Origin of the sequence: Brevundimonas sp. PAMC22021, assembly GCF_019443405.1 — a bacterium.
Taxonomy (GTDB): Bacteria; Pseudomonadota; Alphaproteobacteria; order Caulobacterales; family Caulobacteraceae; genus Brevundimonas.
Window position 1 is genome coordinate 802,241 of sequence record NZ_CP080376.1, and the last position, 21,292, is coordinate 823,532.

Consider the following 21,292-nt stretch of genomic DNA (forward strand, 5'->3'; position numbering starts at 1 on the left):
CGCGCCCATGACCAGCGGATTCCAAGCGCGCGTCGCGCAAGAGCTTTCAGACATCAACGCGCAGGGGTTGACCAAGCCCGAGCGGATCATCGCTTCGCGCCAGGGCCCGGCGATACAGGTGAACGGGCGCGAGGTGCTGAACTTCTGCGCCAACAACTACCTGGGCCTGGCCGGCGACGAGCGGGTGACGCAGGCCGGGATCGCGGCCGCCGAGCGTTGGGGCGCAGGGACCGCCTCGGTGCGCTTCATCTGCGGCACGCTGGAAATCCACAAGGAGCTGGAGGCGGCGATCGCCGCCTACCTGGGCTTCGAGGACGCGATCCTGTTCGCCGCCGCATTCGACGCCAACGGCGGGCTGTTCGAGCCGCTGCTGGGGGCGGAGGACGCCATCGTCTCCGACAGCCTGAACCACGCCTCGATCATTGATGGGGTCCGGCTGTGCAAGGCCAAGCGCTATCGCTTCGCCAACTCCGACATGGACGACCTGGAGACCCAGCTGAAGCAGGCCCGGGCGGACGGGGCGCGCGACATCATCATCGCCACCGACGGCGCCTTCTCCATGGATGGCTATATCGCCCGCTTGGACGAGATCCGGTCGCTGGCAGATCGCTATGATGCACTGGTCATGGTGGACGACTGCCATGCCACGGGGTTCCTGGGACCGCAGGGACGGGGCTCGTTCGCGCACCACGGCGTCAAGGTCGATTTCGTCACCGGCACCTTCGGTAAGGCGCTGGGCGGGGCCATGGGCGGCTTCATCTGCGCGTCGAAGCCGGTGGTGGAGCTGTTGAAGCAGCGGGCGCGGCCGTATCTGTTCTCCAACGCATTGGCCCCGGCGGTGTGCGGATCGAGCCTGGAGGCCATCCGCATCGCGCAAGGGGCGGAGGGCGACCGGCTGCGCACGCGCCTGTCGGCCAATGCGCACCGCTATCGCACCGCCATGACGGACGCGGGATTCACCCTGCTGCAGGGCGAGCACCCGATCATCCCGGTCATGCTGGGCGACGCCAAGCTGGCGCAGGACCTGGCCGCGCGGATGCTGGAGCTCGGCGTCTATGTGATCGGCTTTTCCTTCCCCGTCGTGCCCCGCGGGCAGGCGCGCATCCGCACCCAGATGTCGGCGGCGCATACATTCGAGCAGATTGATCAAGCGGTCGCGGCTTTCACGACGGCCGGCAAGGAACTGGGAGTGATCCAATGACGCAGACCATGAAGGCCCTGGCCAAGACCGGGCCCGTGCAGGGGCTGGAGCTGATCGACGCGCCGGTGCCGGAGGCGGGGCCGGAGGACGTGCTGATCAAGGTGCACCGGGCCGCCGTCTGCGGCACCGACATCCACATCTGGAACTGGGACGAGTGGTCCCAGAAGAACGTGCCCACGCCGATGATCACCGGGCACGAGTTCTCGGGCGAGATCGTCGCGATCGGCGCCGAAGTCGATCGCCGGCTCAAGGTCGGCCAGCGTGTCTCGGCGGAAGGCCATGTCATCGACCTGAACTCGGAAGCGGCGCGCGCCGGGCATTTCCACCTAGATCCCAAGACGCGCGGCATCGGCGTGAACCGCCAGGGCGCGTTCGCCGAATACGTTGTGGCGCCCGCCTTCAACGTGATCGAGCTGCCGGACGAGGTGCCCTACGAGATCGGCTCGATCCTGGATCCGTTCGGCAACGCCGTGCACACGGCGCAACAGTTCGACCTGCTGGGCGAGGACGTGCTGGTCACCGGCGCGGGGCCGATCGGCATCATGGCGGCGGCGGTGGCGCGGCATGCGGGCGCGCGCACCGTGGTGCTGACCGACATCAACGACTATCGGCTGGAGCTGGCGCAGAAGGTCGCGCCTGGCGTGCGCACGGTGAACACGACGCGCGAGGATCTGCACGACGTGATCCACGAACTGGGCATGAAGGTCGGCTTCGACGTCGCGCTGGAAATGTCCGGCTCGCCCATCGCCTTCAAGCAATGCGTGGACACCCTGATCATGGGCGGCGGGCTGGCGCTGCTGGGCATCCCGTCCAGGCCGATGGAGACGGACTGGGGTTCGATCATCCTGAAGGCGCTGACCATCAAGGGCGTCTACGGCCGCGAGATGTTCACGACCTGGAGGAAGATGCTGGGTCTGCTAAAGGCCGGCCTGGATCTCAAGCCGCTGATCACTCACCAGATGAGCTACGAGAACTACCGCGAGGGCTTTGAGGCGATGCGATCGGGCAAGTCCGGCAAGGTGGTGCTGGACTGGGCGGCCTGATCGGGTAAGCCCTTATTCTCCTCCCTGTTCGCTTAGCGAATGGGGAGGTGGCGCGGCGCATCGCGCCGTGACGGAGGGGGGAGTGGCGTCGGCCGGCCTTTACCCCTCCGTCTCGTCGGCTTCGCCGCCGATCCACCTCCCCATCCGCCGCGCGGTCGGGGAGGAGAGGGCTTATTGCGCCTTCAGGAGCTTCATCAGCGCGGGCTCGAATCCCTTGGTCTCGGAGCCGGGCAGGACCTCGGCGATGCGGCCGGCTTCGTAGAGTTCGACCACCACCGGGTGGACATAGGACGACCGGCACACCGTGGGCGTGTTGCCGAGCAGGCCGGACACGGCCTTCATGCACACGGTAATCTTGCGCCGTCCGTCGGTCGGCGAGGTCGGCGCCTCCATGTCGCGGAACGCGCGCGCGGCGGAAATCGTGCCGGCCCAGGTGCGGAAGTCCTTGGCCGAGAAACCTTCGCCCATGGCCTCGCGGATGTAGGCGTTCACGTCGTCCGAGGTGAGGGGACACAAGGTCCCGTCGACCGTGCGGTATTTGAACAGCTGCTGGCCCGGAAGTTCCTCCAGCGTGCGGACGACGCGCGCCAGGCGGCGGTCTCGGACGCTGACCTTGTGCTCGACGCCGCTTTTGCCCTTGAACTCGAACGTCATGGCCGCGCCGTCCACGTCGAGGTGGCGCTTGTTCAGCGTGGTCAGGCCGTAGGAGCGGTTCTGCTTGGCGTAGGTCGCATTGCCGACGCGGATCAGGGTGATTTCGAGCAGGCGTACGGCGGTGGCCAGAACCTTGTCTCTGCATGTGCCCTTGAGGCCGAGGTCATGCTCGACCCGCTCGCGCAGCTTGGGGAGGGCGCGGGCGAAGGCCGGCAGCTTGTCGAACTTGTGCTCGGACCGGGCCGTGCTCCAGTCGTTGTGATAGCGGTACTGCTTTCTGCCCTTCACGTCGCGGCCGGTGGCCTGGATGTGGCCGTTGGCGCGCGGGCAGATCCAGACATCCGTCCAAGCCGGCGGAATGGCCAGCATGCGGATGCGATCCAGCACCTTGGGGTTGGTGATCACTGCGCCCTTGCTGTCGCGGTAGGAAAAGCCCTTGCCGGCGCGCCTGCGGGTGATGCCGGGAGTGTCGTCATTGCACCACGACAGGCCGGCGGGCGCTTCGGGATCGACCTCGAAGGTCGGGGCGCCATCGGCCATCAGGCGGCGTCCTTTTGGTCGTCGAGCTTGCCGTGCAGTCCGTCGATCCACTTGCGGCCCGGATCGCCGCCCCAGAGCAGCCAGGCGATGTAGCCGGCCGAGGGCTTGTCCGCATCGCCCCAGTTCTTGCCGCGCTTGTCCACGTCGTGGCGGGCGAAGTAGCTGTACATCGACTTGATGTCGCCCTCGCTGACGGGATGCTGGCCCTTCAGCTGTTCGGCGCGCCGGCGGCCGACGTCGGTGCCGCCCCGGCCATGCTGTTCACGCAGCTCCAGCCCCTTGGCCGCGCAGTCGGCGACGCCCTTGGGCGGGGTGCGTTGCTTGTCGGAGAGGGCGGTCTTGGAAGCCATGGCGCGGGTCCGTGTGAAGCCTGCGACGAACGCCGGTGCAAAGGCGCGAGTTCCGCTTGACCCCCGGGCCGGAGCAGGGGACGAGGCGGCATGAACTATCGCCACAGCTTCCACGCCGGGAACTTCGCCGATCTGGTCAAGCATGCGCTGCTTCTGTGGCTGCTGGATGAGCGGCGGGCTCGCGGCAAGGTCGAGGTTCTGGACACCCACGCGGGCGCCGGGCTGTACGACCTGACCGGCGATGCGGCGCGCTCGAAGGAGGCGGAAGCCGGGGTGCAGCGGCTGATGACCGCCGGCGATCTGCCGCCGACGATGCAGGCGCTGGCTGATGAGGTGCGCGCGATCAATGCGGCGGGCGAGACGCGCTTCTATCCGGGATCGCCGTTGCTGGTCGCGCGATCGCTGCGGAAGGGCGACGCCTACGCGGGTTACGAGCTGAACCCGCCGGTGCTCGGGCTGCTGGAAGAGGCGTTGACCGCATGGCCGACGGCGAAGGCGCATGGCGGCGACGGCTATGCAGCGGCGTCGTCCGTCGCGTCCGGCTCGCTGGTGCTGATCGACCCGCCGTTTGAGCGGCCGGACGACTATGTGCGCTCCGCCGAGGCCGCCATGGCCGCGGCGAGGCAAGGCGCGGTGGTCGCGGTGTGGACGCCGCTAAAGGACATGGAGACGCTGGACGGATTCCTGCGCCGTCTGTCCGGGCCAGTGCTGGTTGCCGAGGCGCGGCTGCGGCCCCTGGTCAATCCGATGAAGATGAACGGCTGCGCCATGGTGGTTCTGAACCCGCCCGAGGGGGCGGACGCCGCCGCGCGCGAGATCTGCGGCTGGGTGGTCGAGGCGCTGGGCGATGCCGGCGGCAAGGCCGAGGTGTGGCGCCTGTAGGCGGGCGTGCTTAGGTCTGGCGCATGAAGCCCATCGCCATTCTGGAAACCGGTCAGCCGCCCGAGACGCTGCGCGACGCGTTCGACGACTATCCGGCCCGGTTCCGGGCGCTGCTGGGCGAGGGCGTGCCCACGGTGCGCTTCGACGTCCAGGCCGGGCGGCTGCCGGACGATCCGTCCGACTTCGCCGGCGCCATCGTCACCGGTTCGGCGGCGGGGGTGTACGACGACCTGCCCTGGATACGTCCTCTGCTGGACTGGATCCGGAACGCGCGAGGCAAGACGCGGCTGGTCGGCATCTGCTTCGGGCATCAGGCCATGGCTCAGGCTTTGGGCGGCGACGTGGAGAAGTCCGAGCGCGGCTGGGGCGTCGGCCTGCACCGCTACCAAGTGTCAGGGCTCGAGGATTGGATGCATCCGCGCGCCGACAGCATCGCCATTCCCGTGTCCCACCAGGATCAGGTGGTGGTGCAGCCTCCGGGATCGCGCGTGATCGCATCGAGCGCCTTCACGCCGTTCGCCGGGCTGGCGTGGGATGATGCGGTGTCGTTCCAGTGCCATCCGGAGTTCGGCCCCGACTACGCCGCCGCCCTGGTGGAAGGCCGGCGCGACCGTATTCCGGAAGGTGTCGCCGAGGAAGCGCTCGAGAGCCTGAAGCGGCCCAACGATCGCGCGGTCCTGACCGCCTGGATCCGGAGTTTCCTGTTGCTGACCCCGCCGCCGACTGAGGAAAGCGGCAGCGGCATCTAGGCGGTCACGGCCACTTCACCACCGGCGGCATGGAGCTGAGGATCGAATCGACGTTGCCGCCGGTCTTCAGGCCAAATGTGGTGCCGCGGTCGTAAAGCAGGTTGAACTCGACGTAGCGGCCGCGCTGGACCAGCTGCTTCTCGCGCTCGGCCTCGTTCCAGGGCTCGACCATGCGGCGGGCGACGATTTCGACATAAGCGTGCAGGAAAGCCTCGCCCACGTCGCGGGTGAAGGCGAAGTCGCGCTCATAGTCGCCGCTGTCGTGATGGTCGTAGAAAATGCCGCCCGTGCCGCGCGGCTCGTTGCGATGCGGCAGAAAGAAGTAGTCGTCGCACCAGGCCTTGAACTTGTCGTACCAGCCGCCGTGATGGGCGTCGCAGGCGGCCTTCAGCGCGGCGTGGAAGGCCACAGTGTCGGGCGAGTCTGCATGGCGATCGACATCCAGCACCGGCGTCAGGTCGGCCCCGCCGCCGAACCAGCTCTTCGTCGTGGCGATGAAGCGGGTGTTCATGTGCACCGCCGGCACGCGCGGGCTGCGCGGATGGCAGATCAGGCTGATCCCGGTGGCGAAGAAGCGCGGATCCTCGGCCGCACCCGGCACGCTCTTGGCGTAGTCGGCCGGAAAGGTCCCGTGCACCGTGGAGCAGTGCACGCCGACCTTCTCGAACAGGCGGCCGTGCATCATGCCCATGACGCCGCCGCCGCCTTCGGCCCGCGCCCAGGGCGTCCGGACGAAGCGACCGGGCTCTCCGGAGAAGAGGTCGGCGGGCGCCTGATCCTCCAGCGCCTCGAAGGCGGTGTGGATGCGGTCGCGCAGGGCTTCGAACCAGGCGCGGGTCTCGGCCTTCTTGTCGGAGAGCGGGTCGGTCATGGCGGCGTGCTTAGCCCCTTGCCCGCCCGCAGGGGAAGGTTTGATCCGCGCCCTGTCTCTGTCACTGTGGGCCGCTGTTCAGGAGCCCGCCCATGATCCGATCCGTCCTTCTCGCCGCCGCTTCATTTGCCGCTCTCGCGGGACCGGTCCTCGCACAGGACGCGGCCGGAGAGGCGAGGGCGCGGCGGTTGCTGGAGCGCAGTCCGCTGATCGACGGGCACAACGACCTGCCATGGGCCTTGAGGCAGGGGTTCGGGAACGACCCGCACGCCGTTGATCTGACGCAGGATCAGGGCGCCAATCCCACGACCCTGCACACCGACATTCCGCGCCTTCGCCAGGGCGGCGTGGGCGGTCAGTTCTGGTCGGTCTATGTGCCCGCCAGCCTTTCGCCCGTGGAAGCGGCCAAGGCGACGTTCGAACAGATCGACAGCGTCAAGCGCCTGGTCGCGGCTCATCCGGAGGTGTTCGAGTTGGCCTACACCGCCGACGACATCGAGCGCGTGCACCGGCGCGGGCGCATCGCCAGCCTGATCGGCATGGAGGGCGGCTATTCCATCGACGATTCGCTGGGCCTGCTGCGGGAGTTTCATGACGCCGGCGCGCGCTACATGACGCTGACCCACTCGACCACCACGACCTGGGCCGACAGCGCGACGGATGCGCCGAGGTGGGGCGGGCTGAACGCGTTCGGCGAAGAGGTGGTCCGCGAGATGAACCGCCTCGGCATGATGGTGGACCTGAGCCACGTCTCGGAGGAGACGATGCTGGACGCCATGCGCGTATCCGACGCGCCCGTGATCTTTTCCCATTCGTCGGCGCGCGCTGTGACCGATCACCCGCGAAACGTGCCGGACACGGTGCTGCGGATGATGGCTGAGGACGGCGGCGTAGTGATGGTGACCTTCGTGCCCGGCTTCATCAGCGAGCCGGTCCGGGCCTGGGGCGCGGCGCGGGCGGCGGAAGAGGCGCGGCTGAAAACGCTGAACCCTGGCGATCCCGAGGCGGTGATGGGCGGTCTGCGAGCCTGGAGCTCGGCGAACGTCCAGCCGCGCGCGACGCTGGACGACGTGGTCGCCCACATCCAGCACGTGCGCGATGTGGCGGGGATCGACCACGTCGGGCTCGGCGGCGACTTCGATGGTGTCGGCAGCCTGCCGGACGGCGTGGAAAGCGTCGCCGCCTACCCACGCATTCTGGCGGCGCTGATGGCGCGCGGCTGGACCGACACCGACATCCGCAAGCTGGCCGGCGGCAACGTCCTGCGGGTCATGCGGGCGGTGGAGGCGACCGCCGCAGCCAAGCGCAGCGAGGGTCCGAACCTGTCGCGCCTGCCCGATGCGGGCGCGCCGGAGTAGGCGTCAGCCGAGCGCGCCGGTCTGCCGCAGGCCTTCCCACAAAGCGATGCCGGCGGTGACGGACAGGTTCAGCGAGCGGGCCTCGGGTTTCAGCGGGATCACCACGCGAGCGTCGGCGGCGGCGTGAACATAGTCGGGCGCGCCGCTGGTTTCCTTGCCGAACAGCAGGGTGTCGTCGGGCTGGAAGGCGAAGTCGGGCAGGGACGTCGCGCCCCGGGTGGTGAACAGGACCAGGCGTCCTGGCCTCCGGTCGCGCTGAAAGGCGTCCCAGTCCGCATGCCGGGTCATGTGCGACAAGGGGCCGTAATCGAGCGCCGCGCGCTTCATCGCTCGATCGTCGAAGCGGAAGCCGGTCGGCTCGATGATGTGCAGCGAAACCCCGAAGCAGGCTGACAGCCGGATGCAGGCGCCGACGTTCTGAGGAATGTCCGGTTGAAAAAGGGCGAGACGCATTCTAAGCCGGACATTAAGCGCAGCCTGGGGATTTGTCGCGGCCTTTTGCGAGCCTTTCGCAACGATGTCAGCCATTTGCGGCGAGGGGCCGCGAAGGGGCTGAGGCTGTGTCGGATTTCCGGAAAGCTGAGGAAACGAGGCCGGGCCGGCGCGTCGTCTAGGCGAGCCGGTCGGCGTATGGGAGGTGCAGTTTGGCCGAATCGGTCGTGACCCCGGATGCGGACGGCGGCGACGCCACGCGCCGCGACTTCATCCACATCGCGGCGGGCGCCGCGGCGGTCGGCGCGGGCGCCATGATCGCCTGGCCGCTGATCAACCAGATGAACCCGGCCGCCGACACCCTGGCCCTGGCCTCCATCGAGTTCGACCTGACCAAGGTTCAGGAAGGCCAGCAGGTCGTGATCAAGTGGCAGGGCAAGCCGGTCTTTGTCCGCTACCGCACCGCCAAGGAGATCCAGGAAGCGGCGGCGACGCCGCTGTCGGACCTCAAGGACCCGCAGGCCGACGCCGATCGCGTCAAGGCCGGGCATCAGCAGTTCCTGGTGGTGGTCGGATCGTGCACGCACCTCGGTTGCGTGCCGACCTTCGGCGCCGGCGACTACGGCGGCTGGTTCTGCCCCTGCCACGGCTCGCACTACGACACCTCCGGCCGAATCCGGAAGGGACCGGCGCCGGCCAATCTGGTGGTGCCTGAATACGACTATGTGTCCGACACCCGCGTAAAGATCGGCTGAGGACCAGGGGGAGGGATATGAGCGAACACGAATCCACCTATGTGCCGAAGACCGGCGTCGAGAAGTGGCTGGACAGCCGGCTTCCGATCGTCCGCTTCGCCGCCGACTACGCCTCGCTGCCGACGCCAAAGAACCTGAACTACTGGTGGACCTTCGGCGGCATCCTAGCCCTGTGCCTGACGACGCAGATCGTCACGGGCGTGGTCCTGGCCATGCACTATACGCCCAACGTCGACCTGGCCTTCGCCTCGGTCGAGCGGATCATGCGCGACGTGAACGGCGGCTGGCTGCTGCGCTACACCCACGCCAACGGCGCCTCGATGTTCTTTATCGCCGTGTATCTGCACATGCTTCGGGGACTCTACTACGGCTCGTATAAAGCCCCGCGCGAGATGATCTGGATCATCGGCTGCGTCATCTTCTTCCTGATGATCGCCACCGCCTTCCTGGGCTACGTCCTGCCGTGGGGTCAGATGTCGTTTTGGGGCGCCGAGGTGATCACCAACCTGATCGGCGCGGTGCCGGTGCTGGGCGAGCCGATCCTGATCTGGCTGCGCGGCGGGCCGGCGATCGACAATGCGACGCTGAACCGCTTCTTCTCGCTGCACTATCTGTTGCCGTTCGCCATCGCCGGATGCGTCGTGCTGCACCTGTGGGCGCTGCACCATGCGGGCCAGAACAATCCGGTCGGCATCCTGATCCCCAAGAACCGGATGGCTAAGGATACCGTGCCGTTCCACCCGTATTTCACGGTCAAGGACGGGTTCGCGGTGATCCTGTTCCTGATGCTGTTCGCCCTGTTCGTCTTCTTCATGCCCAACGCCCTGGGCCATGCGGACAACTACATTCCCGCCAATCCGCTGCAGACGCCGGCGCACATCGTGCCCGAGTGGTACATGCTGCCCTTCTACGCCATCCTGCGCGCCATTCCGGACAAGTTCGGCGGCGTGGTGGCGATGTTCGCGGCCATCGGCGTGCTGTTCATCCTGCCCTGGCTGGACACCTCCAAGGTGCGCTCGATGCGCTATCGTCCGACCATGCGGACGTTCTTCATCATCCTGCTGGTGGTGGGCCTGGGTCTGGGCTGGTGCGGGGCGCAGCTGCCGGACGCGCAGGTCATTCCCGGCATGCCCAGCTTCCAACTGTTCGACGGTCAGTTGAACTCCTACCTGTGGCTGACGCGTCTGTTTACGGCCTACTACTTCGCCTTCTTCCTGGTGATCATGCCGGTGGTGGGCCTGCGCGAGACGCCCCTGCCGATCCCGGCCACCATCTCCGAACCGGTCCTGTCCGGCCACGGCGCGCCCGCCATGACCGCCGCCGCTCCGGCGTCGCCCGAGACGAAGGGCTGAGCACGATGAGAACCTCCATGCTCAAGACCTTCGCTTCGGCCGCGCTCGCCGCCGGCATGCTGATCGCAGCGCCCGCCCTGGCCGAGGGCGGGGCCCACCATCCCCGCTCGGGCGGCTTTAGCTTCGAAGGACCGTTCGGGACCTTCGATCAGGGCCAGCTTCAGCGCGGCTACAAGGTGTACCGCGAGGTCTGCGCCTCGTGCCACAGCATGAACCTGGTGCACTTCCGCAACCTGGGCGATCGCAACGGACCGTTCTGGAACCCGAAATACCCGAACCCCAACGACAATCCGGTGGTGAAGGCGCTGGCCGCCGAGATCCAGGTGCCGGACATCGACAGCGAGACCGGCGAAGCGCTGCAACGCGACGCCGCCTCGGCCGACCGCTTCCCGTCGCCCTATCCGAACGCCACGGCCGCCGCCGCCGCAAACGGCGGGGCCGCGCCGCCCGACCTGTCGGTCATGGCCAAGGCGCGCCATGACGGCGCCAACTACATCTATTCGCTGTTGACCGGCTATCATGCGCCGCCGGCGGGGCTGCAGATCCGCCAGGGTCAGAACTACAACGTCTATATGAACGGCGACCTGACCCCGTTCTGGACGGGCGACCCCGACCACGTGCCGGCCGGCGGCTTCATCGCCATGCCCGCGCCTCTGCGCGATGGCCAGGTCACCTATGACGACGGCACGCGCGCCAGCGTCGACCAGATGTCCAAGGACGTCGCCGCCTTTATCGCCTGGACGTCCGAGCCCAAGATGGTGGAGCGCAAGCAGGCCGGCGTGGGCGTGATGATCTTCCTTCTGATCTTCGCGGGCCTGACCTACGCCAGCTATCGCCGCATCTGGAAGGGCGTGGCGCACTAGGTCTCTGCAAACACGATAGAGTTCTGGAACCCGGCGGAGCGATCCGCCGGGTTCTTTCATGTCGAGGCGTCGCATCGACACGAGCATGGCGGCCTCTTACGGTTCGCGTCTTGAAATTGCTGAGGGCTCACGGAAATCATGCGTATCGTTTCATCCTTGGCTGCGACGCTTCTGGCGAGCGCGGCCTTGTCCGCCTGCGCCACCACGCCGAGCGGGGCAGGCGGCGACGCCGTCGATCTGGCCCGGGTGTCGGAGGACATCCGCGTGCTGTCGGACGACAGCTTCGAAGGACGCGGCATCGCGACGCCGGCCGAGGACAAGGTCGTCCGGTATCTGAGCCAGCAATACGCGGCGGCGGGCTTTCAGCCGGGCGGCGAGAACGGCGGCTGGACGCAGGACGTGACGCTGAACCGCTTTCAGGCTTCCAATGTGCAGGCGTCCATCTCGGTCGGCGACTGGCGCCGCGACCTGGCGCAGGGAGGCGACATCGTGGTCTCGACCCGCCTGCCGGGTGCGGCGGTGAACATCGCGGACGCGCCGCTGGTCTTTGTCGGCTATGGCGTCAAGGCGCCCGAGCGGCAGTGGGACGACTTCAAGGGCCAGGACATGCGCGGCAAGGTGCTGGTCGTGCTGGTCAACGATCCGGATTTCGAGGAGCCGGCGCTGAACACCTTCAACGGCCGCTCCATGACCTACTATGGCCGGTGGACCTACAAGTACGAGGAGGCGGCGCGGCAGGGTGCGGCGGGCGTGATCATCGTGCACGAACAGGCGCCGGCCTCCTATGGCTGGACCACCGTGCAGAACAGCTGGTCGGGTCCGCAGTTCGACATCGTGCGGCAGAACGCCTCCGCCGAGCGCGTGCCGATGGAGGCGTGGATCCAGCGTGACGGCGCAGTCGAGCTGTTCCGCCAGGCGGGCCTCGACTTCGAAGCCTTGAAGACCCAGGCGCGAAGCCGCGACTTCCAGCCGACGACCCTGCGGAACGCGCGACTGTCGGCGCGCTTCGATGTGGCCACGCAACAGGTCACGACCCGCAACGTCGTGGCGCGTTTGCCGGGCGCGACGCACCCGGATGAGACCATCCTCTACACCGGCCACTGGGACCACATCGGCGTAGGCGAGCCGGACGCGAACGGCGACCGCATCTTCAACGGTGCGGTGGACAATGCGTCGGGCACGGCCGGCCTGCTGGAGCTGGCGCGCCTGTGGGGCCGTGCGCCGCGGCCGGATCGTTCGATCGTGATGCTGAGCTTCACTGCCGAGGAGAGCGGGCTGCTGGGCTCGGAATACTACGCCGCCAATCCGATCTATCCGCTGGAAACGACGGTTGCGGGCTTCAACATCGACGCCATGAACGTCTATGGCCGCAAGGAGCGCATCTCGGCGGTGGGGCGTGGTCAGTCAGAGCTGGACGAGCGGCTGGAGGCGGCGGCCGCGCGGCAGGGGCGAACGCTGGAGACGGGTGGGGCGGATGCGGGCGGCGGCTATTTCCGTTCCGACCACTTCCCGCTGGCCAAGCGCGGCGTGCCCATGGCCTATCCGGGCACGGCCGGCGAGTTCCGGGACGAGCCGATCCAGGCCAAGAAGGACGCGGCGGCCGAGTATGGCCGCAGCCGCTATCACCAGGCCGACGACGAATGGTCCGCCGACTGGGACCTGCGCGGCATGGCCGAGGACCTGCAGGTCCTGTTCTGGATCGGTCGCGATCTGGCCGGTAGCCGCGACTGGCCGGGTTGGAAGCCGGGCTCCGAGTTCGGACCGGTGCGTGAGCGCAGCAACGCAAGTCGCCGCTGAAACATGACGAAAATGTAAGGAGGCGATGGGCCTGCGCCTCCTTACACAGGCGATTGATCCTCAACAGGAAAGATCGTTCATGCGCGTTTCGCTCGCTTCCGGCGTCGGCCTTGCCGCCCTTCTGATCTGCGGCGCTGCGTCCGCCCAGGACTTCTCCGGCCAGCGGCTGTCGGACGAGATCCGCGCCATCAGCACCGACGAGTTCCAGGGCCGCAAGCCCGGCACGGATGGCGAGCAGAAGACGCTGGCGTGGCTGCAGGCCCAGTATGAAGCCATGGGGATGGAGCCCGGCGGGCCGAACGGTCAGTGGCTGCAGGCGGTCGAGCTGAACCGCTACACGCCCGTGGCGGGCGCCGCCGCCGCATCGTGGGGCAAGGATGGGGCGTCGACGCCGCTGGCCGCCGGTCAGGACATCACCCTGCGCGCCGTGTCGAACGACGGTCAGGCCGATGTGCAGAGCGCGGGCGTGGTGTTCGCCGGCTACGGCATCACGGCGCCCGAGCGGAACTGGGACGATTACGGCGATCTCGACGTCGCGGGCAAGGTGGTGCTGGTGCTGGCGGGCGAGCCGGACGGCGACCTGTTCAACGGCCCCTACACCACCAACTATCAATCCGCCGCCTACAAGGCCGACGAGGCCAAGCGGCGCGGCGCGGTGGGCGTGATCACCGTGCTGAAGGACGTCGCCGACAGCGACGGCTGGCGTCGTCAGTTGCGCGGCGCCGACCGCGTGCGCACCCTGACGCCGGGCGCGGCCGATCTGGAGGTCACCGGCTCGGTCAACAGCGACGTGGCGGGCGCCATGCTGACGGCGGGCGGGCTGGACCTGACGAGCCTGACCCAGGCGGCCGGCGCCGGCGACTTCAAGGCGCGGACCCTGGACGGCGTGACGTTGAACCTGAAGGCGTCCGAGACCATCGACACCCTGACGACGCACAATCTGCTGGCCAAGATCACCGGATCGGAGCGGCCGAACGAGACCATCGTCTATTCGGCGCACTGGGATCACATCGGCGTCGGCGGCGAGCATGCGGGCGGCGAGGACAACATCTTCAACGGCGCCTGGGACAATGCGTCGGGCACCATTGGCGTGCTGGAGATGGCGCGCGAGATGAAGGCCGCGCCGCGCCCTGAGCGCACGGTCGTCTTCGCCCACATGACGGCCGAGGAGATGGGGCTGCTGGGCTCCTACGCCTATGTCGCCGATCCGGTCTATCCGCTGGAGACCACGGTCGCGGACATCAACATCGACATGCTGCCGCTCAGCCCCGCCACGCGGGACGTGCCGATCTTCGGCAAGGGGCAGAACTCGTTGGAGGACAGTTTGGGCGCCTTGGCCGAGGCCGAGGGGCGCTACGTCTCCGACGACGGCCAGCCCGAGCAGGGCTTCTACTACCGCTCGGACCACTTCCCCTTCGCGCGGGCGGGCGTGCCCGCCTTGATGCCGTGGCACGGCGTCGACTTCGTCGAGGGCGGCAAGGAGGCCGGATGGGCCGCGTGGCGAGAGCGGTTCGGCCGCGTCTATCACAAGGCGTCCGACGAATGGTCGGCGGATTGGGACATGACGGGAGCGGTGCAGAACCTGACCCTGCTGTACCGACTGGGCCTGCAACTGGCCAACAGCGACGAATGGCCGACCTGGAAGCCGACGTCCGAGTTCGGCGCGGTGCGGGCTGCGAGCGACGCCGCCCGGCAATAGTCGGGAGGGCGGTCGCCTGAACGAGGGCGCGGCTGATGCGTTGCAGGGGTATGAGAGCGCCGCTTCCGAGCCTCGCCGCCGTCCTGCTGCTGAGTGCGGCGGCCTGCGAACGTCAGGCCGTCAACCCGCCGACGGAGCCGGCCCAGCCGGTAACCGGCTCGGGCGCCTCGGTCGGCGGCGCGCCGGGGTCGGCGGGCTTGGCTACCGGGCCCGTCAGCTTCGTCGGACGATGGGCGGCCAATCCCGCCTGGTGCGCCCGGCCGCAGGGCGACCAGACGCCGATCACCATTACGCCCACGCGTTTCCAAGGCTATGAGAACCGCTGTGAGGTGGTCTCGGTCGTCGAGGTCGACGACGCCTATGTGGCCGATCTGTCCTGCCAGGCCGAAGGACAGGTCGTGCGCGAGCAGGTGCGGATGGCGGTCACCGACGACATCCTGAACCTGTCCTACCTGGACCGCGATGGCGCTGCCGTTCAGCTTTATCGCTGCCCGGGCTCGCCCAAGGCCGAGCAGCAGGCTGGCCTCACAGGTCTGATGAAGCGGGAGTGACGCTTAGTTGTTGAACAGGAAGTGCATCACGTCGCCGTCCTTGACGACGTAGCTCTTGCCTTCCGCGCGCATCTTGCCGGCGTCTCGCGCGCCAGCCTCGCCCTTCAGCGCCACATAGTCGGCGTAGGCGATGGTCTCGGCGCGGATGAAGCCCTTTTCGAAGTCGGTGTGGATAACGCCGGCGGCCTGCGGTCCGGTCGCGCCGACCGGCACGGTCCAGGCGCGCGCCTCCTTCGGACCTACGGTGAAGTAGGTTTGCAGGCCGAGCAGCTTGTAGGCTTCGCGGATCAGGCGGTTCAGGCCGGGCTCTTCCAAGCCGAGAGTTTCCAGGAACTCGCGCTGTTCCTCGTCGTCGAGGACGGCGATCTCCGATTCGATCTGAGCGGAGATGACGACGGAGTTCGCGCCGTCGGCCGCGGCGCGCGCCGCCACCGTGTCGGACAGGTCGTTGCCCTTGTCGGCCGAGGCCTCTTCGACATTGGCGACGTAGAGGGCGGGCAGGGCGGTCAACAGCTGCAGCATGTCCCAGGCCTTCTTGTCCTCCTTGGACACCTCGGCGAGGCGCGCGGGCTTGCCGGCGTTCAGCTGGGCGAGGGCGAGGTCCACCAGCTTCAGGTTCAGCTGGCTTTCCTTGTCGCCGCCCTTGGCGCGCTTCTCGATCTGTACACGGCGGCGCTCCAGGCTTTCGAGGTCGGCCAGCATCAGCTCGGTTTCGATAATCTCCAGGTCGGCGATCGGGTCGATGCGGTTCTCGACGTGGGTGATATCGTCGTCGAAGAAGCAGCGGGCGACGAAAGCCACGGCGTCGCAGTCGCGGATGTTGGCCAGGAACTGGTTGCCCAGACCCTCGCCCTTGGAGGCGCCGCGCACCAGGCCGGCCACGTCCACAAAGGTGATGCGGGCGGGAATGATCTCCTTGGAGCCGGCGATCTCGGCCAGGACGTTCAGGCGCGCCTCCGGCACGGCCACGTCGCCGGTGTTCGGCTCGATGGTGCAGAACGGATAGTTGGCCGCCTGGGCCGCCGCCGTCTTGGTCAGGGCGTTGAACAGGGTGGACTTGCCGACGTTGGGCAGGCCGACGATCGCGACTTTCAGGGCCATGGGCGGCGGGCTCTCGGGCGTAGGGACTTAGAGGAAGCGCGAGCCTTTAGCCGGTCGCGACCGGTTTGTCAGGCTCGCGCTTGGATCGGCGCGTCAGTGGCCCGCGTGGCCGCCTGTGGCCTGGCGAACCGCCGCCTGCACCACGACCTCGGGCGCCTTGTCGAAGCGCAGGGTCAGGGGCACGGTCTCGCCCGCGACCAGCGGCCCGGTCAGCCCGATCAGCATCAGGTGAACGCCGCCAGGCTCCAGCGCGACCGCTTCGCCTTGCGACAGCGGCAGGCCGTCCGTCATTTCGCCCATCTTCATCACGCCGTTGTCGGTCGTCATCTCGTGAATCTGGATCTCGCCGGCGCGCGACGTGGCGGCGCCGACCAGGCGATCATCGGCGCTGGCGGTCAGGGTCAGGTAGCAGGCGCCGGCGCGTGCCCCGTTCGGCGTCGGCCGGCACCAGGCGTCGGCGGTCGTCACCGTGGCGGGGGTCTGTGGCCCGCCGCAGGCGGCGAGGCCGAGCAGGGCGGAAAGAAGGAGGCGCTTCATCATGGGGGGGAACTCTTTCAGGGCAAGGGACGAGAAGGCGAGGGGACGAATCGGCGCAGTCCACGAATGGACAGGTCGATCAGGAGGGCTGCGATCAGGCTGGCGCCGGTCAGGGGAAACAGGATGGCGAGCGGCGCGACGATGCAGATGGCCGCCGTGCGGGCGCGCGGACCCGCGAGCGGCGGCGGGGCGCCCAGGCGGCCGCGCGCCAGCGAGGGCGGGCGGCGCTTCCACCACATGACCAGGCCAGAGATCGCCAGCACCCACACGCCGATGCAGCCGGCCAGCATGACCAGCCGGTTGATCTGGCCGTACTGCAGGCCTTGGTGCACGGCGACGCCCCAGTCGACGGCCTTGCCGACGGGCCCGAACTGGGAATAGCCTATGTCGGCGATCACGCCGCCGGATCGGGCGTCGATATAGAGCGAGCGCGTGTCCTCGACCCGTCGGGTCTGACGGGTGACCGTGTAGGTGGCGGAATCATCCGGGATCGTCACCGCATAGGGCCGGGCCATTCCTGCGCGTTTCGCGGCGCCGATCGCCATGGACAGGCTCGGCCTGGCCACGTGATCGCCGTGGCCAGGCGCGGACATGGAGGCATGGTCCAGCGTCCATCCGGCGCCCGTCGGCCGGTCGTGGCCCTGCGCCCGATGCCAGGCGCCGGCGACAGGGGCGGGCGGACGCCCCAATCCGCTCTCTCGCACCATTCCCATGACCTGGTCGCCCCAGACCGCCGACCACGGCATGCCGGTCACCCCCAGGAACAGGATCACCGCCCCGACATATAGCCCCGTCACCGCGTGCAGGTCTCGCCAGAAGGGTCGTCGTCTCTTGTCCGTGTCCGTGATTGTCACGGCGCCCACCGGTCGTCCGCGCGGCAGCCAGAGATAGAAACCTGTCGCGCACAGGATGATGGCCCAGCCGGCGACGATCTCCACCACCACGTTCATGACCGGCCCGAACAGGGTCAGGGAGTGCAGGCGCTTGATCGTCTCGTTGACGCCGCCCACCGGTGTGGCGCCGGTGACGCGCGCCGTATGCGGATCGACAAAGACGGTCCGCTGCTCGCCGTTCGCACGATCGACCCGCACGCGAACGGCCTGATCCGCGCGGGCTGGTACGATGACGCTGCCGGCGCGACCGCCGGCCGCCTGCGCGGCGGCGGCCCACGCGTCCGGCGACGCCTGCTGGACAGAGGCCGGCACGCGGATCAGGTCGCGATAGAGCGCCTGGTCGATCTCGTCCTTGAACAGATAGAGGCCGCCGGTCAGGGCCAGCAGCAACAGAAACGGCATGACCACCACGCCGGCGTAGAAATGCCATCGCCAGACAAGGCGGTAGGCGGCGGCATGGGAAGCGCGCGCGGCCATCAGTAGCTCAGCCTCACGCCGACAAAGGCCGATCGTCCATCCCCCGGAAAGAAGACGGCGGTGGAGGCCACGCGCGCATCGGTGACCGCGCCGAAGTTGGATATGTAGCGCTCGTCCAACAGGTTGCGGATGTCGGCGAAGACCGCAACTGACCGCGTCACATCCCAGCCGGCGTTAAGCGAAACGACAGCATAGCCGGGCGACTTCAGGGTATTGGCGTAGTCCACCCAGGCGTCCCGGATCGACCACTCGACCGAGGGTGCGACGAACCAGCCGGCCGGATGATCATAGCGCAGTTCGGCCCGGTAGAGGTGCTCCGGCACGACCGGGAGCTGGTTGCGGCCATAGACCCGGTCGCCGTCGAAACGGAAGTCGGACCAGCTATAGGTCTGGCGAAGGCGCAAGGCGGACACGATGCGCCAGTCCAGACCGGCCTCCACGCCCGAATGGATCGTCGGGCCGGCGTTGAAGGTGGCGGCCGGCACGCCCAGCGCCGCATTGGGGATGAAGTTCAGCAGCTCGTGGTCGAGTTCGGCGAGGTAGACCGCGACGTCCCACAGCAGGGGACCGCCCCGGCCGCGCAGGCCCGCCTCCCAGGTCGTGGCCTCCTGGGCGACCAACGGCTGAAAGCCCGCGGCGGTAGGCGACAGGGACGAGAAGTTCGGCGGCTCCACCGACCGGGTGACGTTGGCGTAGACCTGGGCGCCGCTGTCCGCCTCCCACAGCACGCCAAGGCGCGGGGCGAACCCGTCATAGGCGCGCTCGGCCATCAGGTCGAAGGTCGAGGCCACGCCGGGCAGGGCGAAGCTCTGGTAGTCCCGCTCGGCCCAGCCCCAGGTCCCACCGCCGACCAGGGCCAGGCGATCGGTGACGAACAGCCGGCCTTCGGTGAAGACATCCAGAGCCCGGGCGTCCTGGTCACTGCGGGCAGTGCGGGCGTCCTTGAAGCCGGCGCGGTTGATCCACTGGCTGGCGTCCAGATCGCCCTGTCGCGCCCAGACGCCATAGAAGGCGTCCGCACGGCGGCCGAACAGTTGGCCCTGCCAGTCGAAGCGGCCGAACAGGCCGATGTTGCGGCTTTGCTGATCCACGACCTGGAAGATCGGATGGTTCAGGTCCTTCCAGCTGGCGTAAACTCCGCCTTCGAATACGGTGGAGGGGCCCAGCCGCCAGCGGGTCTGAAGCACGCCGCGGATGGATTGCATGTCGCGTCCATAGTTCAGGTCCCGGTTGGCGGCGGCGGCTTGGCGCGGGTTCGACAGGGCCTGATCAAGCGTCAGGCTGCCGGGAATCTGCTGATCGACCTGTCCGGCGCTGGCGATCAGCCGAACCTCGCGGTCTTCGCCGAAGCGACGGCCGAGGTTCAGCGATGCATGCTGTTCGGAGCCCGCGCTCTGCTCGCGCCAGCCGTCCACGCTCTGCACCGTCAGGGCGCCGAAGCCGTCCCAGTCGCCGCTGGCGCCCGAGACCTCGGCATGGCCGCGCATCGTGCCGTAAGAACCTCCGTCCAGCCGAAGGGAAAGATCGTGCATCGCCGTGCGACCGGTCGGGGTGACCAGATTCACCGCCCCGCCCAGCAGGGCGCCGCCGAAGCGCAGGGCGTTGCCGCCCTTGTAGACCTCCGTGTAGCGGGCGATCAGCGGATCGATCAGCTGGAAGTCGCCAGAGCCGTCGGCCTCGTTGAAGGGCACCCCGTCTTGGGCCAGCAGGACGCCACGATTGTGGCTGGAGTTGCCAATGCCCGATCCCCGGATCGACAGCCGTATGTCGCCGCCCCACTTCTTCTGGGCGTAGACGCCCGGTGCGTCCCGCAGCAGATCGGCGAGATTGGGCGCGTAGCGGTCCTGGTAGGACTCGGCTGAGACGACCGACACGGCGCCCGGCGTGCGCGACAGGCGGGCGCGCGCCTCGGCCACCACGGGCGGATCCTCGGGGTTGCGCCTGGCGGTGACGATGACGCTGTCGAGTTGGGTCGCGGGCGGGGAGGCTTGGGGCTCGACGGGCGTTGCCTGCGCCGCGAGCAGCAGCGCCCACGGCGCCGCCATTGTTGCTGAAATCATCAAGAAGAATCCTGAACAGGCCAGAAGGGCCGCGCCTGCATCAGGCGCGGCGGCTCGGTCGGTTCAGGCGAGCGGCGGGGCGGTGGAGGGCGGGCGCGGCGGCGCGCGGGCAGGCGGCGGCGGCGCGGCCGAAGCGACGGACCAGCTTGTCTCCGCCGACAGCGGCACAGCAGGCTGCGGCTGGGGCGCGGGCGGTGCGGGCAGGGCGGCGGCGAGCGGCTGCAGGCAGGCCGCGCATTTGGGCCCCGCCTGCTTCTTGGCGGGTCCATCCACGCCGCCGACGTGGATGGTCTGCGGACCTTCGCTGGAGCACAGGACGACGGGATGGCCGGGCTGGGCCGCCGCCATGGCCGCGAACGGGATCAGCGAGCCGAGCACGATGGCGAACACCGCCGCCAGAAAGGCCAGGCAGCGCGCGGCGGACCAGTTCTCGGCCTGGGTGCGGTTCACCACCAAGGCTTACGGCGTTTTGTCGGATGCGGCTAGGGCGCCTGATCTACAGCTCGCCGCGCGCCGCCTGGCGTGGGCTGAACTTGGGGGCGGGGGCGAGGCGCAGCACCTCGCCCTGGTACCGCTCGTCGTCGCCGGCCAGGGCGAAGGGCAGGGCGTCGGCGCAGGCGTTCAGCAGGGCCTGCAGCCAGGGCGACTCCGCCTTGTGGAAGTCGCCCAGCACGTGCGGCATGACCAGGTGCTTTTCGCCCGGATGGCCCACGCCCATGCGCGCGCGGCGAAAGTCGGCCCCGACCTGGCTGATGATGGACCGGATGCCGTTCTGGCCCGCCGCTCCGCCGCCGGTCTTCATGCGAAAGCGACCTGGCGCCAGATCGATCTCGTCGTGGAAGACGATGATGTCCTGCGGCGTGACCTTGTAGAAGCGCGCCGCCTCTCCGACCGCGCGACCGCTCTCGTTCATGAAGGTCTGGGGCTTCATCAGCAGCACGCGAACGGCGCCGTTCGCCGTCTCGACCTCGCCTTCAGACACAACCGACTGGAATTTGGCGCGCGACGGGCCGAACCGCCAGCGACGGCCGATCTCGTCGGCGGCCATGAAGCCGATGTTGTGTCGGTTCTTCTCGTACTTGGCGCCCGGATTGCCGAGCCCGGCGATAATGATCATGGCGTCCTCA

The 21,292-nt window shown here is 68.4% G+C and carries 21 protein-coding genes; 11 read left to right on the forward strand and 10 right to left on the reverse strand.

Features of this window, described 5'->3' with window-relative positions:
• The first annotated feature begins 7 nt into the window (after window positions 1-7).
• Both KY493_RS03925 and tdh read left to right on the forward strand, forming a co-directional pair.
• Window positions 8-1,201, forward strand: a complete 1,194-nt coding sequence (locus KY493_RS03925; RefSeq protein WP_219897685.1) for a glycine C-acetyltransferase — start codon at window positions 8-10, stop codon at window positions 1,199-1,201.
• A gap of 8 nt (window positions 1,202-1,209) precedes the next feature.
• Complete coding sequence (tdh, locus tag KY493_RS03930) at window positions 1,210-2,244, forward strand: L-threonine 3-dehydrogenase (protein WP_370627365.1); 1,035 nt, start codon at window positions 1,210-1,212, stop codon at window positions 2,242-2,244.
• Window positions 2,245-2,415: 171 nt separating this feature from the next.
• Here the strand turns inward: tdh and KY493_RS03935 are convergent, their stop codons facing one another.
• The gene (locus KY493_RS03935) at window positions 2,416-3,438 is read right to left on the reverse strand and encodes a DNA topoisomerase IB (protein ID WP_219897687.1); all 1,023 of its coding nucleotides are present in this window, start codon (window positions 3,436-3,438) and stop codon (window positions 2,416-2,418) included.
• Window positions 3,438-3,788 (reverse strand): hypothetical protein, encoded by a 351-nt coding sequence (locus tag KY493_RS03940; protein WP_219897688.1) that lies wholly within the window; start codon window positions 3,786-3,788, stop codon window positions 3,438-3,440. Before KY493_RS03940 ends, KY493_RS03935 begins: the two co-directional genes overlap by 1 nt.
• A gap of 90 nt (window positions 3,789-3,878) precedes the next feature.
• Between KY493_RS03940 and rlmJ the strand changes: the two genes are divergently transcribed.
• Both rlmJ and KY493_RS03950 read left to right on the forward strand, forming a co-directional pair.
• Window positions 3,879-4,670: a 23S rRNA (adenine(2030)-N(6))-methyltransferase RlmJ gene (gene rlmJ / locus KY493_RS03945; RefSeq protein WP_219897689.1), complete on the forward strand. Its 792-nt coding sequence runs from the start codon at window positions 3,879-3,881 to the stop codon at window positions 4,668-4,670.
• A 23-nt stretch (window positions 4,671-4,693) separates the two neighbouring features.
• Window positions 4,694-5,419, forward strand: coding sequence for a type 1 glutamine amidotransferase (locus tag KY493_RS03950; RefSeq protein ID WP_219897690.1), 726 nt, complete (start codon window positions 4,694-4,696; stop codon window positions 5,417-5,419).
• Between the two features lie 4 nt (window positions 5,420-5,423).
• On the opposite strand, the gene hemF is transcribed toward KY493_RS03950, so the two are convergent.
• Window positions 5,424-6,290 carry an oxygen-dependent coproporphyrinogen oxidase gene (gene hemF, locus KY493_RS03955; RefSeq protein WP_219897691.1) on the reverse strand — a complete coding sequence of 289 codons (867 nt, stop codon included), beginning with the start codon at window positions 6,288-6,290 and terminating at the stop codon, window positions 5,424-5,426.
• Window positions 6,291-6,382: 92 nt separating this feature from the next.
• Between hemF and KY493_RS03960 the strand changes: the two genes are divergently transcribed.
• The gene (locus KY493_RS03960) at window positions 6,383-7,648 is read left to right on the forward strand and encodes a dipeptidase (protein ID WP_219897692.1); all 1,266 of its coding nucleotides are present in this window, start codon (window positions 6,383-6,385) and stop codon (window positions 7,646-7,648) included.
• Between the two features lie 3 nt (window positions 7,649-7,651).
• Here the strand turns inward: KY493_RS03960 and KY493_RS03965 are convergent, their stop codons facing one another.
• A complete protein-coding gene (locus KY493_RS03965; RefSeq protein WP_219897693.1) occupies window positions 7,652-8,101 on the reverse strand; it encodes a tRNA (cytidine(34)-2'-O)-methyltransferase in 450 nt (149 codons plus the stop codon).
• A gap of 191 nt (window positions 8,102-8,292) precedes the next feature.
• Between KY493_RS03965 and petA the strand changes: the two genes are divergently transcribed.
• The 6 genes from petA (at window position 8,293) to KY493_RS03995 (ending at window position 15,097) form a co-directional block, all read left to right on the forward strand.
• The gene (gene petA, locus KY493_RS03970) at window positions 8,293-8,835 is read left to right on the forward strand and encodes a ubiquinol-cytochrome c reductase iron-sulfur subunit (protein ID WP_219897694.1); all 543 of its coding nucleotides are present in this window, start codon (window positions 8,293-8,295) and stop codon (window positions 8,833-8,835) included.
• Window positions 8,836-8,852: 17 nt separating this feature from the next.
• Window positions 8,853-10,187 (forward strand): cytochrome b N-terminal domain-containing protein, encoded by a 1,335-nt coding sequence (locus tag KY493_RS03975; RefSeq protein WP_219897695.1) that lies wholly within the window; start codon window positions 8,853-8,855, stop codon window positions 10,185-10,187.
• 17 nt (window positions 10,188-10,204) lie between these two features.
• Window positions 10,205-11,050, forward strand: coding sequence for a cytochrome c1 (locus KY493_RS03980; RefSeq protein ID WP_219897696.1), 846 nt, complete (start codon window positions 10,205-10,207; stop codon window positions 11,048-11,050).
• A gap of 138 nt (window positions 11,051-11,188) precedes the next feature.
• The gene (locus tag KY493_RS03985; protein WP_219897697.1) at window positions 11,189-12,847 is read left to right on the forward strand and encodes a M28 family metallopeptidase; all 1,659 of its coding nucleotides are present in this window, start codon (window positions 11,189-11,191) and stop codon (window positions 12,845-12,847) included.
• 79 nt (window positions 12,848-12,926) lie between these two features.
• Window positions 12,927-14,546, forward strand: coding sequence for a M28 family peptidase (locus tag KY493_RS03990; RefSeq protein ID WP_219897698.1), 1,620 nt, complete (start codon window positions 12,927-12,929; stop codon window positions 14,544-14,546).
• Window positions 14,547-14,596: 50 nt separating this feature from the next.
• Entirely contained in the window at window positions 14,597-15,097 is a 501-nt protein-coding gene (locus KY493_RS03995; RefSeq protein WP_219897699.1) for a hypothetical protein, read from the forward strand.
• Between the two features lie 3 nt (window positions 15,098-15,100).
• On the opposite strand, the gene ychF is transcribed toward KY493_RS03995, so the two are convergent.
• The 6 genes from ychF to pth all read right to left on the reverse strand — a co-directional run bounded on the left by ychF (window position 15,101) and on the right by pth (window position 21,282).
• Window positions 15,101-16,198 (reverse strand): redox-regulated ATPase YchF, encoded by a 1,098-nt coding sequence (gene ychF, locus KY493_RS04000; protein WP_219897700.1) that lies wholly within the window; start codon window positions 16,196-16,198, stop codon window positions 15,101-15,103.
• A 93-nt stretch (window positions 16,199-16,291) separates the two neighbouring features.
• Entirely contained in the window at window positions 16,292-16,738 is a 447-nt protein-coding gene (locus KY493_RS04005; protein WP_219897701.1) for a copper chaperone PCu(A)C, read from the reverse strand.
• Between the two features lie 14 nt (window positions 16,739-16,752).
• A complete protein-coding gene (locus KY493_RS04010) occupies window positions 16,753-18,105 on the reverse strand; it encodes a PepSY domain-containing protein (RefSeq protein ID WP_219897702.1) in 1,353 nt (450 codons plus the stop codon).
• Window positions 18,105-20,165: a TonB-dependent receptor gene (locus KY493_RS04015; protein WP_219897703.1), complete on the reverse strand. Its 2,061-nt coding sequence runs from the start codon at window positions 20,163-20,165 to the stop codon at window positions 18,105-18,107. Before KY493_RS04015 ends, KY493_RS04010 begins: the two co-directional genes overlap by 1 nt.
• A 63-nt stretch (window positions 20,166-20,228) precedes the next feature.
• Window positions 20,229-20,615, reverse strand: a complete 387-nt coding sequence (locus tag KY493_RS04020; RefSeq protein ID WP_219897704.1) for a hypothetical protein — start codon at window positions 20,613-20,615, stop codon at window positions 20,229-20,231.
• Between the two features lie 46 nt (window positions 20,616-20,661).
• Window positions 20,662-21,282, reverse strand: coding sequence for an aminoacyl-tRNA hydrolase (gene pth, locus KY493_RS04025; protein WP_219897705.1), 621 nt, complete (start codon window positions 21,280-21,282; stop codon window positions 20,662-20,664).
• Between the last annotated feature and the right edge of the window lie 10 nt (window positions 21,283-21,292).